The sequence below is a fragment of the Maritalea porphyrae genome (assembly GCF_027213965.1).
Taxonomy (GTDB): domain Bacteria; phylum Pseudomonadota; class Alphaproteobacteria; order Rhizobiales; family Devosiaceae; genus Maritalea; species Maritalea porphyrae_A.
The window spans coordinates 40,272-57,039 of sequence record NZ_JAPWGX010000005.1 but is presented as its reverse complement, the minus strand read 5'-3'; the positions used below and the strand labels follow the sequence as shown (position 1 = coordinate 57,039).

Genomic DNA, 16,768 nt, shown 5'->3' with positions numbered 1-16,768 from the left:
AGATCAGCTTCGCGCACGCGCGGAGCGACAAATCCAAGGCAGGATTAATGAACGGCAATTTTAGAAACTTCGCCATTTGGACTGTGATTTTGGTCCTTTTGTTGGGCCTGTTTCAGGTCTTTAACACGACGACACAAAGCGCAAGCATTGGTCATCGCACCTATTCAGAGTTCGTCTCTGAGGTGGATGCTGGCAATGTAAGCAGTGTGATCATCACCAAAAATGTGCTTCGCGGCACATTGAACAATGGCAGCACATTCGAAACCAATATCCCAACCGGTGTTGATGTGATCTCACGCTTGGAAGCTCGCGGGGTGAGCATTGAAGCACGTGACCCAGAGGGTAGCCCATTTTGGTCGATCCTCTTGTCATCTTGGTTGCCATTTATTGTTATTATTGCCGTTTGGTTCTTCTTTATCCGCCAAATGCAGGGCGGCGGCAAAGGGGGTGCGATGGGCTTTGGCAAATCACGCGCCAAATTGCTGACCGAAGCGCAAGGCAAAATTACATTTGAAGATGTGGCCGGTGTTGATGAAGCCAAGCAGGATTTGGAAGAGATCGTTGAATATTTGCGCGATCCTGGCAAATTCCAACGCTTGGGCGGCAAAATTCCAAGAGGCGTATTGTTGGTGGGCCCTCCGGGTACGGGTAAGACATTGCTTGCACGTTCTGTGGCGGGCGAAGCCGCAGTGCCGTTTTTCACCATTTCTGGTTCTGATTTTGTTGAAATGTTTGTGGGCGTTGGCGCAAGCCGCGTGCGCGACATGTTTGAGCAAGCCAAAAAGAACTCGCCTTGTATCATCTTTATTGATGAGATTGATGCGGTAGGCCGCTCTCGTGGCGCTGGCATTGGCGGGGGGAACGATGAGCGTGAGCAAACGTTGAACCAGCTTTTGGTTGAAATGGATGGTTTTGAAGAGAACGAAAGCATTATTTTGATCGCAGCGACCAACCGTCCTGATGTTTTGGACCCAGCTTTGCTGCGTCCGGGCCGTTTTGACCGTCAAGTGGTGGTGCCAAACCCTGATGTTGGTGGCCGTGAAAAAATCTTGAAAGTACACGTGCGCAAAGTGCCATTGGCACCTGATGTGGACTTGAAAATTCTAGCCCGTGGCACACCTGGTTTTTCTGGTGCTGAATTGATGAATTTGGTCAATGAAAGTGCATTGTTGGCAGCCCGTCGCAATCGGCGTTTTGTCACTATGGCCGAGTTTGAAGACGCCAAAGACAAATTGATGATGGGCGCTGAACGCCGCACCATGGCAATGAAAGAAGACGAGAAGAAGAACACCGCTTATCACGAAGCTGGTCACGCGTTGATCTCTTTGTTGAAGTCGGACATTCTTGATCCAATTCACAAAGCCACCATTATTCCGCGCGGTCGTGCGCTTGGAATGGTGATGAGCTTGCCAGAATCTGACCAATATTCCTTCTCGAAGGAAAAAGGGTTGGCGCAATTGGTGATGATGTTTGGTGGCCGTGAAGCTGAAATCCATAAATTTGGGCCTGAAAAAGTAACCTCAGGTGCTGCTGGCGATATTCAAGGCGCAACCAAATTGGCCACTTCGATGGTGACCGAATGGGGCATGAGCGAAAAACTTGGTCGTGTGCTTCTCAAATCTGATCCAAATGGCTTCTATGGTGCTGCAAAGGCTGAAATATCAGACCAAACAGCGCGCTTGATTGATGAAGAAGTGCGCCGGCTGGTTGAAGAGGCTGAGACTGAGGCACGCAAGATCATTGATGACAACGAAGACTTGTTTGAAAATATTGCGCAGTCTTTGCTCGAATTTGAAACGCTTACCGGCGAAGAACTTCGTGCTTTGATGGAGGGCAAACGCCCCGAGCGCAAAGATGATGACGATGCGGACAAGCCTAAGGTTTCAGCAGTGCCAAAGGCTGGTAAAGCTGCGACAAAGAAAAAAGACGATGGTTTGGCTGGTAGCGATACTGAGCCGCAACCTGAAGGCTAAAGTTATTTCGCTTTCACGATTTGATGGGGTCGCCTTAACAGGCGGCCCTTTTTGATTCATAGTGGTGATCAATTTGGGGAAACACGACAAATGCCGAGCTTTGAAATATTAGTTGCGTTCTTTGTGACCACCGCCATGTTCGCTTATATGCCGGGCCCCGCAATGATTTATGTGTCTGCTCAAACGTTGGCACGGGGGCGCAGAGCCGGGTTGATGGCCTCGATCGGCGTGCACTTGGGCGGCTATTTTCACGTCATTGCGGCTGCCTTTGGTCTTGCGGCGCTTCTGGCATTGGTGCCACAGGTCTATTTTTTGGTTAAGTTGTCGGGCGCGCTCTATCTGATCTTCCTTGGGGTGATGATGATCAAAAAACGCCATGAGCAAATTGCGCAAAAAGAAGGGCATCAAAAGGATGCGCGACAGGCATTTGTTGAAAGTATTATTGTTGAGGTATTGAACCCGAAAACTGCGATTTTCTTCGTGGCGTTTTTGCCTCAATTTGTGGACTTATCAGCTGCATGGCCAGTTTGGCTGCAAATGGTTGTTTTGGGCACAATCGTCAATTTGTTGTTTTCATCAGCGGATCTTTTTTGTGTTTTGTTTGCAAGCCTGATGATTAGCCGTTTGCGCAAATCTGGAACCGGTGCAGCCAGAGCAAAACTGGCTGGCGGCTCCTTTTTGATATTGTTAGGCGGCAAATTGGCGCTGGACCGCTAGTTGATCTGAAATAGATTTTTAACCACGCTAGAATGATGACGCATAGTTGGCCATAATTTGGTTATTCTTTGCGCATATGTTGGTGCAATTATTTGCGCGAAACGAGCGCACTTGCTGGTTGGCTTGGGGACATATGAAAAAGAAATATTTTGGTACCGACGGCATTCGGGGGCTGGCAAACGGCCACAAACTCACATCTGAATTGGCGTTAAAAGTTGGCCAAGCTGCAGGCACAGTTTTTCAGAACGGCATGCACCGCCACCGGGTGGTGATTGGCAAGGATACGCGCCGCTCTGGCTATATGATCGAGTATGCGCTAACCGCCGGGTTTAATTCGGTGGGCATGGATGTGTTTTTGCTCGGCCCAATGCCAACGCCTGCGGTCGCAATGTTGACCCGCTCGCTGCGCGCGGATTTGGGGGTGATGATTTCTGCCTCCCACAATCCCTATGACGATAATGGCATTAAATTGTTCCAACCAGATGGGTTTAAGCTGACCGATGAAATGGAAAGCGAAATCGAAGCCTTGCTCAATAGCGATTTAGCGGATGAATTGGTGCGCGGGCGCGAGATTGGTCGGGCGCACCGGATTGAAGAGGCGCGTGGTCGATACTCTGAATATGCGAAACGCACACTCCCAAGGCTGACCGAGTTTTCGGGCCTGCGGGTGGTCGTGGATTGCGCGAACGGGGCGGCCTATAAATCTGCCCCTGAAGTTCTTTGGGAACTTGGTGCAGAAGTAATCACCATTGGTGTGTCGCCCGATGGGTACAATATCAACGAAGGTTGCGGGTCTACTGCGCCACACTTGCTGCAACAAAAGGTCCGCGAAACGCGCGCCGATATCGGCATTGCATTGGATGGTGATGCGGATCGGGTGGTTATTGTTGATGAAAAAGGCGACATCATTGACGGCGATCAGCTAATGGCTGCGCTTGCTATGTTTTGGCAGGAACAGGGCAAGCTGAAGGGCGAAGGGGTTGTGGCCACTGTGATGTCAAACCTTGGTCTTGAGCGCTATTTGAATAGCCGCGACCTGTCGCTTGAACGCACTCAAGTTGGAGATCGATATGTGCTTGAGCGCATGCGAGAAGGTGGCTTTAATCTGGGGGGCGAACAGTCCGGCCACATCATTCTGTCCGACCATACAACAACAGGCGACGGGCTTGTTTCTGCACTTCAAATAATGGCCTTGATCCAGACAAAAGATAAACCTGTATCTGAGGTTTGTCGCTTGTTCGACACAGTGCCCCAATTGTTGACCAATGTGCGATACGAAAGTGGCGCGCCGTTGGAAAATATTCTTGTGAAACAAGCCATAGCAGCCGGTGAGGAAAAGATGGGCGACAGCGGACGTTTGGTCATTCGCGCCTCTGGCACAGAGCCGTTAATTCGCGTGATGGGTGAATGCGACGACGAAAAGCTTGTGAATGACGTGGTGGGTGATATCGCGGATGTCATTCAGCAGGTGGCTTAGTCATTTACCAAGTTGAATGCAATTAAGCAGGCGGTGTCGGTAAACGGCGCCGCTTTCTTTTTTTCAGTATCCCTTCGGCGATCAACAGCCCGAAAATAATCGCGAAGAAACCCGCGAATTGGATTGGGGACAATTGTTCTTGGAAGATGATTGCCCCAAGCACCACGGCCACGATGGGAATCAGATAGCTGGTTTGGGTGCAAAAGGCGGCTGATGTCTTATCGACCAAACGGTAGTAGACAATTGTTGCGACCCATGTGGGGATGATGGCCAAATATGCAGTTGAAGCCCAACCTTGCCAACTAATGGAGGTCGGTATGGGTTCAAAAAGAATTGCCCCTAAGATGGCTGTACCTGTTGCCACCAAAATAGTGCCGTAAGATTTGGTCATGGCTGGCATATCGATCATGCGGCGCGAAATAATGCCGTTGGTGGCATAGCCTGTGGTGGCAATGATCAAAAGGACAAACGGTAGAATTAGTATGGTTTGAGTGTCATTGTGCTTGCCGCTGCCCGCAATTATGGCTGCTACACCCAGAAAACCGATAATCAGGCTAAGAAGACGCACCGGCGTTGCTTTTTCCTCGGGCAAAAAAACCAGCGAGAACAACAAAACCTGAAACGGTATCGTGGCCATCATCAACCCAGCGATCGCCGATGGTACATAGGGGGCCGCATAGGAGACCAAAATGAATGGAATTGCGGTGCCGAATGAGCCCAAAAACAGCATTGCCCGCCACTCGCGCCAGCTATTTGGCAATCGAATGTTTTGCCACTTCGCAAAAATGAACATGCAAATTGAGGCGATCACCAGCCGAATCGCCACCAGCCATAGGGGGCTCAAATGTTCGACAGCGACCTTGATGGCAATGAAGGCACTGCCCCACATAAACACAAGGCTGGCAAGCCAAAGCCAATCGGAAGCTGCGCGTTGTTCGTTTTCCATGATTTCACCAAAATAGGGTGCTCAAGACCCATCGACGTTAAAGAGATTGTTGAAATATTAGGGTTAAATATTGAGGTTAAGCGCCTTTTAACAAAAAGGCGCAATAATGGCCAATGAGAAGTCACAGAAAATGGCTTGCGTAATAAGGATTAGAATGATGCTAAAATGGACAATGGCCGCCTCACTGGCTGTTGCAAGCATGTTCGGTAGCAGCGTATTGGCTGCCGACATGATTGTGCCTGAACCAGAATATCCAGTTTATCCTGAATTGCCAGAAGTTGACTATGGGCTTGGAGGCTCATTCTATCTGCGTGGTTCAGTTGGCGGAAATGCGCTTTGGGCGCGTAACGTCTCGATTTGCTGTACGGACAATACAGTTACCGACATGGGCTGGGGATACAGCTATGGTGTTGGTGCTGGTTATGAATTTGGCGATGGATGGCGTGCGGATATTACCGTCGACGCCCTTTCAAATACGGGTCTGAAATCAGGCGGTTACACAGCGAGCTTGCGCTCAACGGTTGCTTTGGCAAACGTTTATTATGACTTTAGCCTTGAAGACTTTGGCAACCATTCCGCTGAAGGTGGTTGGGTTGGCTATGTGGGCGGTGGTGTTGGTAAAGCTTGGAGCTATGCTTCAGCTACACACCCAACAAGCGCAGACCTAGTTGAAGGCTCTGCCGCTGCGACATCTTGGGCTGCCGCTGGTATGGTTGGTGTAGGTTACGACATGGGCAATATGGTTGCTGATGTTGGCTACCGTGCGCTCTGGATGAAGGGTTTCTCTACCGCTGGTGGGACCGATTTTTGGGCCCAAGACGCAATTGCACACGAAATTCGTGCAAGCTTGCGGTACCGTTTCCACTAAGCTCTTTAAGGGCTTAGTTTGAGTTTTAGACCTCGCGTCAGCAATGGCGCGGGGTTTTTTGTTTGTCAGACAATTGCGACGAATTTGCAGCTTTGCGATTTTTCGTTTGCAATTCTCATTGACTGTCTCTATTCCGGTCAGTGGGCCACCTCTCCCCAACGAGAGGCGCCTATCTGAAAGGGTAGTCACATGACAGATATTTTGAAACCGGACCTTCGTCCGGTAAATCCGCGTTTTTCTAGCGGTCCTTGCACTAAACGTCCGGGTTGGACGCCAAATTTCCTTGAAAACACACATCTTGGTCGCTCGCATCGCGCGAAGCCGGCAAAAGCACGTATTCAGCTCGCTATCGATCTGACACGTGAATTGTTGAATGTACCGGATGATTATCGGATCGGCATTGTGCCCGGTTCTGATACCGGCGCAGTTGAGATGGCCCTATGGTCCATGCTTGGCGCGCGCGGCGTAGATATGCTGGCATGGGAAAGTTTTGGCGCGGGTTGGGTCACAGATGTGGTCAAGCAACTCAAGCTTGATGATGTGCGGGTAATGGAGGCTGACTACGGTCATCTTCCAGACCTTAACGCGGTCGATTGGGCTCGCGATGTGGTTTTCACTTGGAACGGCACCACGTCTGGTGCACGTGTGCCAAATGCGGATTGGATTGGAGCGGACCGTGAAGGCCTTGCGATTTGTGATGCGACTTCTGCCGCTTTTGCCCAAGATCTAGATTTCCAAAAGCTCGACGTGGTGACTTTTTCTTGGCAGAAAGTTTTGGGGGGTGAAGGCGCACATGGTGTGATCATCCTTTCTCCAAAAGCGGTTGAGCGGCTTGAAACCTTTACGCCGGATCGACCTTTGCCAAAAATTTTCCGTCTGACGAAAGGCGGTAAACTGATTGAAGGCATTTTCCAAGCTGCAACCATCAACACCCCATCTTTGATGGTGATTGAAGATGTGATTGATGCGATGGAATGGGCCAAGTCACTGGGGCCAAATTCGCTTCGTGAACGTGCTGATGCCAATTTTAAGGTGCTCTCTGATTGGGTTGATGCAACCGACTGGGTTGCCAATTTGGCCGCTGATCGGGCAACGCAGTCCAACACATCGGTTTGTTTGAAAATCGTTGATGCGGATATCGCTGCGCTGGATGCGGACAAACAGGCAGCTTTTGCAAAAGCGATTGCAACGCGTTTGGATCAAGAAGATGTCGCTTACGACATTGGCGCTTATCGCGATGCACCAGCGGGCTTGCGCATTTGGGCCGGCTCCACAGTTGAAGCGGCTGATTTGCAAGCATTGACCGCTTGGCTTGATTGGGCGTTTGCCACTGAAAAAGCTGCGCTTTTGCAAGCTGCGTAAAGCGACACGATCAGATTTAGTTGGCGGAACAGTCCGCCAACCTTTTTCCAGATTTAAAAATTGATGGAGGCTTTCATGCCTAAGGTTCTTGTATCAGACAAGTTGAGCGAAACCGCGGTTCAAATTTTCCGCGACAATGGTGTTGAAGTAGATTTTTTGCCAGATGTGGGCAAAGACAAAGACAAATTGCTTGAAATCATCGGCCAATATGATGGTTTGGCGATCCGTTCTGCCACGAAAGTAACTGAAAAGATCATCGCAGCGGCGACCAACCTAAAAGTTATCGGTCGAGCAGGCATTGGTGTGGACAATGTGGACATTCCAAAAGCCACGGCCAAAGGCATTATTGTGATGAATACGCCGTTCGGCAATTCAATCACCACAGCTGAGCATGCCATTACCCTTTTGCTTTCTACCGCCCGCCAAATTCCGGCTGCGGACGCGTCAACCCGCGCCAGCAAATGGGAAAAGTCAAAGTTTATGGGCGTGGAAGTAACGGCCAAAACTTTGGGTATTATCGGGTGTGGTAATATTGGTGCCATCGTTGCGGACCGTGCTCAGGGTCTTAAAATGAAAGTGATCGCGTTTGATCCTTTCCTTACACCTGAACGTGCGCTTGATCTGGGCGTAGAAAAAGTTGAGCTGGACGAGTTGCTTGGCCGTGCCGACTTTATTTCATTGCACACGCCTTTAACAGATTCAACACGCGGTATTTTGGGTGCTGACGCCTTTGCAAAAATGAAAAACGGTGTGCGGATTGTGAACTGTGCACGTGGTGGGTTGATCGATGAAGCGGCGCTGAAAGTGGCGCTTGAGAGTGGTAAGGTTGCCGGTGCAGCGCTTGACGTTTACGAAGTCGAGCCTGCAAAAGACAACCCGCTTTTTGAAGCGCCGAATGTGATTTGTACGCCGCACCTTGGCGCTTCAACCACCGAGGCACAGGAAAATGTGGCGCTGCAAGTGGCAGAACAAATGAGCGCATACTTGATGCATGGTGCGATTTCAAACGCGTTGAACTTCCCCTCCATTTCCGCTGAAGAAGCTCCAAAGCTTATGCCATTTGTTAAATTGGCAGAAAATTTGGGTAGCTTTGCAGGTCAATTGACCGAAACAGCAATTACTGGCGTTAAAATTGAATTTGAAGGCCACGTGGCGGATCTCAATACCAAGCCGATGGTTTCTGCTTTGTTGACCGGTGTACTTAAGCCATTGCTTGGCGATGTGAACATGGTGTCCGCGCCTGTTTTGGCCAAAGATCGTGGCATGAAAGTTGAAACCACGAACCGCGAACAGCAAGGTGTATACGAAAACTACATTCGTCTGACCATTGTGACAGAACGCCAAGAACGCTCTGTGGCAGGTACGGTATTTGGTGACGGCAAGCCACGCCTTATCCAAGTTAAAGGCGTGAACATGGAAGCGGAAGTGACCCCATCCATGCTTTACATCACCAACGAAGACAAACCTGGTTTTGTTGGTCGTTTGGGTATGCTTTTGGGTGATGAGGGCATCAATATTGCCAACTTCAACTTGGGCCGCGTTAAAGAAGGTGGCGACGCCATTGCGCTCATCAATATTGATGGCAAATTGACCGATGCGCAGCTTGCCAACATCTCAGCGCTTGAAGGCGTGCAACAAGCTAAGCCGATCTATTTCGAGGTCGCATAAGTTATTGCAATTCCAGTAGCAGGCTGCAGCCTGTTTTTTTGAGAAGGGCTGGTCCATTTTTGGGCCGGCCCTTTTTTGTTTCAGCACTATTCAGGCTTGACGGGTAGTAGTGAAAATGCCCATACTGTAATCGATTACATAAGGCCCTTGGGGGGGATGGATGAAACAAGAAACCGGTGAAGTTCCATTTTCTTTGGCGGGAATAGATCACATAGTGTTCATCGTCGATGATATGCAGCTGGCGATGGATTTTTATCTGAACGTTCTTGGTTGTCAGCGCGGTTATGCTTATCCCGAGTTAGGCATGGAGCAATTGTGGGCAGGCCCTGCGCTAATTGTCTTGTGGGATCAAACGCACCCAGGTGGGATTGGCGCAAAGCCACCCGTTGCTGGCGGCCGCAATGTTGACCATGTTTGTTTGGCTGCAGGCCCGTTTGATCATGATCAGTTGCGGGCCCATCTTGCGCGGCATGGTGTTGAGATTGAACGTGAAGCAAATCACGGTGGCGCCCGCGGTCTGGGGCATTCATTTTATTTCTGCGACCCGTTTGGCAACAAGCTTGAGTTGAAGGGGCCTCCCCCCCATCCTGATCTTTAGGATCAATAGTGAGGTGGGCGTTCGTCTGCTTCGCCAGCACCGCCAGAAGATTCGATTTGTTCCAACTCGGCATGCAATTTTGAAATGTCGCGTTGTAGTTTCTCAAACTGAGCCCACTGCTCGGTAATCGCCTTGTTGAGGTCTTCTATGGTTTGATCTTGATGGGCGATGTGGCTTTCAAGGGCTTCAACGCGTGATGCCAGATCTTTAGTGCTGCTCATCGGTTTTGTTTCCTTTCTTGGTGCGCACTGCATATTCGGCCATCGTTATGCCGGAAATAATGAAAAGTGCAGCAACAAAATGATAATTTTGAAGCTGTTCTGACAAGATCAGCACCGATAAAATTGCGCCGAACAACGGCAGCGCATTGATGAAGAGGCTTGCGCGGTTTGCGCCAATTAGTTCCACCCCGCGTGCATAAAAAAGTTGCGAGATGATGGAGGGGAACAGTCCTGTGTAAAGAACCAATAACCACCCCGTGGTGGTGACCTTGGTAAAATTGACGAACATGGTGGGTAAACCGCCACTCACCAATTCATAAAGCACTGCTGAAAGGGTTGCGAAAAAGAACGTGGTGGCAAGAAAACTCATCCAGTGGATTTTAGGACGGTAGCGCAAGAGTACTGAATAGGCTGCATAAATTACGCAGGCAATAAGGATCAAACCATCACCCATATTGATATCCAGGGTGAGTAAGCGCAAAGGCGCACCAGCGGTTGCAACCCATAAGACCCCAAAAATGGTGGCGATGACCCCAACGATTTGCAACGCTTTTGTGCGTTCACTGTAAAACATAAAGTTGGCCAGCATCACCATCATGGGGATCGATGCCTGTTCAATGGCACCGTTTACTGCGGTTGTATACTGCGCGCCCAAATATAAAAACAAGTTGAACCCAGCAAAGCCAACGCCACCAGCAAACGCGAGAAAGAAGACTTTTTCGCGGATCGCGGGCCAATCTTTTTTGAAGTGTGGCAAAGCGAACGGCAAAATGACCAAGAAGCCCAAAAGGAATCGCCCAGCCACCAAATTTGTTGGGGCGATGTTGCCCACAGCCATCTTTCCGGCCACCATATTTCCGCCCCAAAACAGCGCTGTAAGCACCAGAAGCAGAATGGGTTGATTAAATAGGTGATTTAGAGGGTTTTTGGCCCTCTTTTGGGCGGATTGTTGTTTTGTCATGGCATCACTTTTGCTATACCAGCGACGCTTAACAGGTTTTGGCGGTACCCGATATACCAAACAACACGGGTATTGTTGTCAGTTTTGAGCGTTTTGTCGGGGCAGGGCTGGCCAAAAGGGTCAACTCAAAAGGCTAAAACGTTCGATCTCAAGGAGAACATTTTAATGGCGAATGTGGTGGTTGTCGGCTCCCAGTGGGGCGACGAGGGTAAAGGTAAGATTGTTGATTGGCTGAGCGAACGCGCGGACGTTGTCGTGCGCTTCCAAGGTGGTCACAATGCTGGCCACACTTTGGTTATTGATGGTGTGACCTACAAGACCGCCTTGTTGCCATCGGGCGTTGTGCGCCCTGGCAAGTTTTCTGTCATTGGCAACGGCGTGGTTGTTGACCCGCATCACTTTGTGCAGGAACTGGCTTTGCTTCGTGGGCAAGGTGTTGAGATTTCACCTGAAAACCTCATGATTGCTGACAATGCTTGTTTGATTTTGTCGTTGCACCGCGAGCTCGATAGCTTCCGCGAAAACTCAAATGCTGGTTTGAAAATTGGCACCACAAAACGTGGTATGGGCCCAGCATATGAAGACAAAGTTGGTCGCCGCGCGATCCGAGTTTGTGACTTGGCGGACCCTGAAAGCTTGATGCCAAAGATTGAACGCAACTTACGCCACCACAATGCTTTGCGTCGTGGATTGGGCATTGATGAAGTTAAAGCGCAAACAATTTATGACGAGTTGATGGATGTTGCTGGCGAAATATTGCCGTTTGCCGGTCGGGTTTGGGAAAAGCTCAACAACATGCGCCGCGATGGCAAACGGATTTTGTTTGAAGGTGCGCAAGGTGCATTGCTTGATATTGAGCATGGCACATATCCGTTCGTTACCTCATCAAACACTATTGGTGGGCAAGCGGCAAACGGCTCTGGCTTGGGCCCGGGAGCGCTGGACTATGTTTTGGGCATTACCAAAGCTTACACAACCCGTGTGGGTGAGGGGCCGTTTCCAACCGAGCAAATCAACGATATTGGCGAATATTTGGGCAAAACAGGTCACGAGTGGGGCGTAAATACAGGCCGCAAGCGCCGTTGTGGTTGGTTTGATGCCGTGCTGGTGAAACAAACGGCACAAGTTTCTGGCCTCAATGGCATTGCTTTGACAAAGCTTGATGTTTTGGATGGCATGGAAGAGATCAAAGTCTGTGTTGCTTATGAATTGGACGGTGAGCGGATTGACTATTTGCCTTCGACCATGAAAGGTCAGGCCGAGGTTACGCCAATTTATGAAACATTGGCTGGGTGGAAAGGCACAACCGCTGGCGCGCGCAGTTGGGCGGATCTTCCTGCTGAAGCTGTGAAGTATGTGCGTAGAATTGAAGAACTAATTGGGACGCCAGTTGCTGTCTTGTCCACATCTCCGGAACGTTTAGACAGCATTTTGGTACATGACCCTTTCCAAGACTAAGTTTTTTTCGTTACAACTGGTAACGGGGAGCAAGTTTGAGTAGCTGATGGCGGATTATCGAGAGCTTTTGCGACGGGCGGTTGACGCCCTTCCAGAGAATAATGGCACGTCACGACGCGCTGTTTACGAGAAGGCGCGCGAAGCGTTGGTTACGCAGTTGCGCGCAATTGAGCCGCCATTGCCTGCGCGTGAAATCACCCAGCATCGCTTGACGCTTGAGGACTGTATTCGTCAAGTGGAGCAGGAAGCCACAGAGGCCCTGCTGCAAGGACTGAAGAATGATACAGAGGCCTCAGCACCCAAGGTTGTGACGACACCAAACGTCCAGAATGAATCTGCGCGCGTTGTGCAACCTCAGGAAACTGAGGAGGTCGAGGATGAAACGGCTGTTGAAGAGGAATTGGCACAAGCTGTCGCTTTTGAAGAGTTTGCTGATGAACCTGAAGAGTTAGAAGCTGAAGAGCCTGAGGTTGAGGAACCTGAAGTCGAAGCGCCGGCCAAAGATAGTGATGCCGAATCATCTGATGATGAAGAACAGGTTGAACGTAAAGATGGCGCAGTTGATACCGATGCGGATGATGCTGTACGTGCGCAAGAGGATGCAGCTAAAGAAGATCACCTGCCTGAAGGTGAGCAAATTCAACAGACCCATACAGCAAAGGTAGACGTCTGCGTAGCTGAATTGGCGGACGAGGAACAAGACGATGTTTCCGACGTTGAGGATGATGGGACGAGCGAAGAACTTGGGGTTGAAGCAGAGCCTGAGGTTGAAGCTAAAACTGAAGGTGAAGATGCACCAATAGTTGTTCCTGCAAAAGCCGACAAAGATACCTCAGAAAAACCCGCGCCAAACCCTGTCGATGAAGTGATTGCGGCCGCGCAGGCGGCATCAAGTGCGGCTGCGATTACACCACCAGCTGTCGCCCTGAGGCCAGACGCCCAAAAGGATGTGCGAGATACGCCAGAGATTTCACCTGCACTTTCTAGTGTTCGTGAAGTTGAGGTGGATGAAGTCCTTACTGAAGACGCTTCCATAAATGTTGGTGGCGACGAACCGCAAGCCACGATCGATCGTGCGATTAAGGCATTAGACCTGGAAGCAGAAGGCAAAGACGCCACTTCTCTGGTCAGCGCGAGCAAAGACCCAAAAGATGCGCCCGCAGCGAAGGCTGATAAAGGTGAAAAAGCATCAGATAAGCTGCTTGATGACTTGAGCGAAACGCAAATTGTTGAAGACGAAGAAACCGGCGGCAACGGTTTGACTGTGTTTTTGATGTTGGTGGTTTTGTTGCTGGCCGGGGCTGGCGGCGGTGCGTTTTGGGCTTGGAAAGAAGGCTTTGTCGATCTTAATCCGCTTATGGCGCAATTGGGCATGGTGGAGAAAACAACCAAAACTGCAACAGCGCCAAGTGTGGCCGCTGAACAGACCCCTGCGACAAATGATAGTGTGCCAGTGCAAAGCAATGTGCGCGACGTAACCGCAACAAATGCGACGCCAACGGTGAGTGAAACGCCGCCACAGACCACTCCCGTTGCAGAGGTGCGCTTGCCCACTGAAACTGCTCCTGAGGTGCCCACAAGTGAAACAGTGGAGACGTTGCCTGTAACTGAAGTGGCGCCAATTAGTGAGACGCCGGTTGCATCAACCGAAGAGCGGTTAGTGGCTGATGCCGCAACCGAACCTGATCAACCAAAACTCAATGTGGGTGATACCAGCGAAACGGCAGTTGAGGTTGGCAGTAGGTCGTTGTTGATTGAAGAGCAGATTACCGGAACTGGTGGGGCTGTGCCTTTTACCGGGGAGACCGTTTGGTCGCGAGACGTCGATGAAACTGGAGCACCGGTGATCAAGGCGGTTGTTTCCGTTCCTGCGCGCAACTTGTCCGTAAATGTGCTGTTTAGAAAAAACAGTGACGATGCTCTGCCCGCCAGTCATCTCTTTGAGATCAACTTCTCTGTAACGGAGAGTTTTCTTGGTGGCGGCATTGCCAGTTTGCCGGGCATTTTGCTTAAGGACCAAGAGTTGGCACAGGGAGATCCATTGATCGGTGCATCGGCAAGGGTTTTTGATAATTCATTCTTCTTTGCGCTAAGCGCTGCGGAAGCGGATCTTTCTAAGAATGTTGCTTTGATTTCAAAACGCGGTTGGATTGACTTGCCTGTCGTTTATTCCACTGGTCGTAAAGCGATCGTGACCATGGAAAAAGGCAAAGAGGGTGCAGCGATTTTTGAATCTGTGTTGGCAGCATGGGCCGCTGAATAGGCCCTCTAACGCACAACCGCTTCTAATCTGCCATCCTTTAGATTGAACAATTGATCGGCCAAGGCATCAAAATCTTGGCTGTGATGGCTGACCAAAATGGCGTGCCAGTTGTGCTGTTTTACTAAGTTTTTCACGAGATCTCGCATTTGGCTGGCCGTATCGCCATCCAGTGCAGAGAATGGTTCATCGAGCAGCAAAATGGGCTGATTGCGGGCCAAGGTGCGGGCCAATGCAACGCGCTGTTGTTGTCCACCAGAGAGAGATGCGCATTTTTGGTTTTCAAAACCCGCTAGTCCCACTTCCGCCAATTTTTCACTTGTATTGATGTAGTCTTTACGTCCCAGCTGCACATTTTGGGCGGCGGTAAGGTGCGCGAACACATTGTCTTTTTGAAACAGAATGGACACGGGGCGTTCTTCTGGCGCAAGCCTAAGAAGAGAGTTGTCATCTAGTTCAATTTGACCTGATGAGGGGGTTTGAAACCCTGCGACCAAATCAAGCAGTGTGGATTTTCCAGAGCCGCTTGCCCCCGCAATGCCTACGATTTCTCCGCGATTTACTCTGAAGTCAAAGTGATATGGTGTGGTTTTTGGATAGGCGAATTCTACTCTATTGAAGGTGAGCATTGTCGCGTCCTCCCAGTATTTTGGGGAAAATGTAAAAGCTAAATACTGCGATGAACAGTAAAATTGCAGCCAGCATTGCGGCGTCATTGGACCGATATGCCCCCAAGGCGCGATACATCATCCAAGGTAAGGTGCTGAAGTCGTCTGTGCCAAATAGGGCGATGACCCCAAGGTCGCCAAATGAATAGCTAAAGCCAAGGGCGAAAACATAGGCACATTCTTTGCGGATAAGGGGCAGTTCGATAAAGCGGAACCTGCGCCAGCCGTTGATGTTTAGGCTTTTGACCAGACGAAAATGTTTGTTGGCTATTTTCTCAACTGGCGGGCCAAGCGTTGCGTTTGCCAGCGGCAAAGCCAATAGCGCATTGGCAATGACCACAACATAGATGCCCACTTTTGATGTGTCCAAGCCTGCAAATCGGGCCAACAAAAAGAATCCAAGAGCCAAGACGATCGACGGTGTCGCAAGGTAGGCAAAAACCGGTGCGCTGATGACCGTGCGCAATATGTTGGTGCTGGTTGCGCCAGCGTTTTGGTAGATCAATTCGGCACGTGCAAAAGCAAGCAACATGGCACAAGTGAGCGCGATGGTGGCGCTGGCGGTAGCAATGACACAAGATGTAGCTAGGGCGTTGAGAAATTTTCGCGAGCTGATGAGCTTGAATATGGCGGGATCAAAGCCTTCATAGAGGATGATCAGCAAAGGGCTTGCATAGGTGAGCATAAGCACGAACAGCAGGGCGCCGATTATCCATTTAACTTTGCCTGTTGCGGCCCAGAGGTGGTTTTGGCTGGCGCCAATTAGCACTGAATTACTTTTAAGACCTGCTGTGGGGATGATGATGAACAGGCAAAACGCCAATTGCGCTGCGGCTAAAAGCGCTGCGCGATGAAGGTCAAAATCAAGCTTTACCGCTTCAAAAATGGCAACTTCAAATGTGGCATTGGCAGGGCCGCCGCCTAGCAATAGCACGACGGAAAATGATGTAAAACACATCAAGAAAATGGTTGCGCCAAGGCCGGGCATGGCGCTTTTGAGAACAGGCCAATCAAGGATTGTGAAGCGTTGCCATTCGCTTAGGCCAAGGGATTGGCCCAATTTTAAGCTGGCGCTGGGTAATGCTTGCAAGCGATCATAAAATATCCGCGCTGCGAAAGAGCCGTTGAGAATTGTGTGGGCGGCAAGAATGCCTTGAAGCCCAAAAATGGTGAAGGGCAGTTTTCCCAAACCAACAGATTGGCCGATGTCGTTGATTAGCCCAGCGCGCCCCCAAATGGCCAATAGGCCGAACGCCACGACCAAGGTGGGCAATACCAACCCGGCGGACAGGAAGGCCAGAACAAATGGTTTACCGAAGAACGTGAGACGGGTGAGTGCAATGGCAACAATGCTGCCGGTTACGAAAGCAAGTAAAACGGAAAGGCCCGCTTGAATGGCGGACATTCGAAGCAGGTGAAAAATATCGATCGAACTGGTTTTTGGATTACCAAATAGATCAGCGGCTTGCCAAATGATGGCAATGAGGGCGCAAATGAGCGCCCCGACGCATAAGGCAATGAGCAGGCCCACCAAAAGGCGCGGCGCGCGCAAAAGGGGGAAGGTCCCGCCCATAGGGCGAGACCGTGTTTT

The 16,768-nt window shown here is 50.3% G+C and carries 14 protein-coding genes; 9 read left to right on the top strand and 5 right to left on the bottom strand.

All coding sequences use genetic code 11. The features are described from left to right. The first annotated feature begins 47 nt into the window (after positions 1 to 47). The 3 genes from ftsH to glmM all read left to right on the top strand — a co-directional run bounded on the left by ftsH (position 48) and on the right by glmM (position 4,167). Positions 48 to 1,973: an ATP-dependent zinc metalloprotease FtsH gene (ftsH, locus tag O4H47_RS14980; protein WP_269394824.1), complete on the top strand. Its 1,926-nt coding sequence runs from the start codon at positions 48 to 50 to the stop codon at positions 1,971 to 1,973. A 90-nt stretch (positions 1,974 to 2,063) separates the two neighbouring features. Beyond that, complete coding sequence (locus O4H47_RS14975; RefSeq protein ID WP_269394823.1) at positions 2,064 to 2,690, top strand: LysE family translocator; 627 nt, start codon at positions 2,064 to 2,066, stop codon at positions 2,688 to 2,690. 133 nt (positions 2,691 to 2,823) lie between these two features. Beyond that, the gene (gene glmM / locus O4H47_RS14970) at positions 2,824 to 4,167 is read left to right on the top strand and encodes a phosphoglucosamine mutase (protein WP_269394822.1); all 1,344 of its coding nucleotides are present in this window, start codon (positions 2,824 to 2,826) and stop codon (positions 4,165 to 4,167) included. Positions 4,168 to 4,189: 22 nt separating this feature from the next. On the opposite strand, the gene O4H47_RS14965 is transcribed toward glmM, so the two are convergent. Beyond that, complete coding sequence (locus O4H47_RS14965; protein WP_269394821.1) at positions 4,190 to 5,113, bottom strand: DMT family transporter; 924 nt, start codon at positions 5,111 to 5,113, stop codon at positions 4,190 to 4,192. Between the two features lie 157 nt (positions 5,114 to 5,270). Between O4H47_RS14965 and O4H47_RS14960 the strand changes: the two genes are divergently transcribed. The 4 genes from O4H47_RS14960 to O4H47_RS14945 all read left to right on the top strand — a co-directional run bounded on the left by O4H47_RS14960 (position 5,271) and on the right by O4H47_RS14945 (position 9,609). Next, on the top strand, positions 5,271 to 5,981 hold the full coding sequence (locus O4H47_RS14960) for an outer membrane beta-barrel protein (RefSeq protein ID WP_269394820.1): 711 nt from the start codon (positions 5,271 to 5,273) through the stop codon (positions 5,979 to 5,981). Positions 5,982 to 6,170: 189 nt separating this feature from the next. Beyond that, positions 6,171 to 7,343: a phosphoserine transaminase gene (locus O4H47_RS14955; protein WP_269394819.1), complete on the top strand. Its 1,173-nt coding sequence runs from the start codon at positions 6,171 to 6,173 to the stop codon at positions 7,341 to 7,343. 75 nt (positions 7,344 to 7,418) lie between these two features. Continuing rightward, the gene (gene serA, locus O4H47_RS14950) at positions 7,419 to 9,011 is read left to right on the top strand and encodes a phosphoglycerate dehydrogenase (RefSeq protein WP_269394818.1); all 1,593 of its coding nucleotides are present in this window, start codon (positions 7,419 to 7,421) and stop codon (positions 9,009 to 9,011) included. Positions 9,012 to 9,171: 160 nt separating this feature from the next. After that, complete coding sequence (locus O4H47_RS14945) at positions 9,172 to 9,609, top strand: VOC family protein (RefSeq protein WP_269394817.1); 438 nt, start codon at positions 9,172 to 9,174, stop codon at positions 9,607 to 9,609. A gap of 2 nt (positions 9,610 to 9,611) precedes the next feature. Here O4H47_RS14945 and O4H47_RS14940 read toward each other — a convergent pair whose 3' ends face one another. Both O4H47_RS14940 and O4H47_RS14935 read right to left on the bottom strand, forming a co-directional pair. Then, positions 9,612 to 9,830 carry a SlyX family protein gene (locus O4H47_RS14940; RefSeq protein WP_269394816.1) on the bottom strand — a complete coding sequence of 73 codons (219 nt, stop codon included), beginning with the start codon at positions 9,828 to 9,830 and terminating at the stop codon, positions 9,612 to 9,614. Next, a complete protein-coding gene (locus tag O4H47_RS14935; protein WP_269394815.1) occupies positions 9,817 to 10,791 on the bottom strand; it encodes a DMT family transporter in 975 nt (324 codons plus the stop codon). The genes O4H47_RS14940 and O4H47_RS14935 overlap by 14 nt, the downstream gene beginning before the upstream one ends. Positions 10,792 to 10,956: 165 nt before the next feature. Between O4H47_RS14935 and O4H47_RS14930 the strand changes: the two genes are divergently transcribed. Both O4H47_RS14930 and O4H47_RS14925 read left to right on the top strand, forming a co-directional pair. Then, positions 10,957 to 12,249: an adenylosuccinate synthase gene (locus tag O4H47_RS14930; protein WP_269394814.1), complete on the top strand. Its 1,293-nt coding sequence runs from the start codon at positions 10,957 to 10,959 to the stop codon at positions 12,247 to 12,249. 46 nt (positions 12,250 to 12,295) lie between these two features. Then, positions 12,296 to 14,512 (top strand): hypothetical protein, encoded by a 2,217-nt coding sequence (locus O4H47_RS14925; RefSeq protein WP_269394813.1) that lies wholly within the window; start codon positions 12,296 to 12,298, stop codon positions 14,510 to 14,512. A 5-nt stretch (positions 14,513 to 14,517) separates the two neighbouring features. On the opposite strand, the gene O4H47_RS14920 is transcribed toward O4H47_RS14925, so the two are convergent. Both O4H47_RS14920 and O4H47_RS14915 read right to left on the bottom strand, forming a co-directional pair. Continuing rightward, positions 14,518 to 15,138, bottom strand: a complete 621-nt coding sequence (locus tag O4H47_RS14920) for an ATP-binding cassette domain-containing protein (RefSeq protein WP_269394812.1) — start codon at positions 15,136 to 15,138, stop codon at positions 14,518 to 14,520. Then, positions 15,122 to 16,750 (bottom strand): hypothetical protein, encoded by a 1,629-nt coding sequence (locus O4H47_RS14915; RefSeq protein WP_269394811.1) that lies wholly within the window; start codon positions 16,748 to 16,750, stop codon positions 15,122 to 15,124. The genes O4H47_RS14920 and O4H47_RS14915 overlap by 17 nt, the downstream gene beginning before the upstream one ends. Between the last annotated feature and the right edge of the window lie 18 nt (positions 16,751 to 16,768).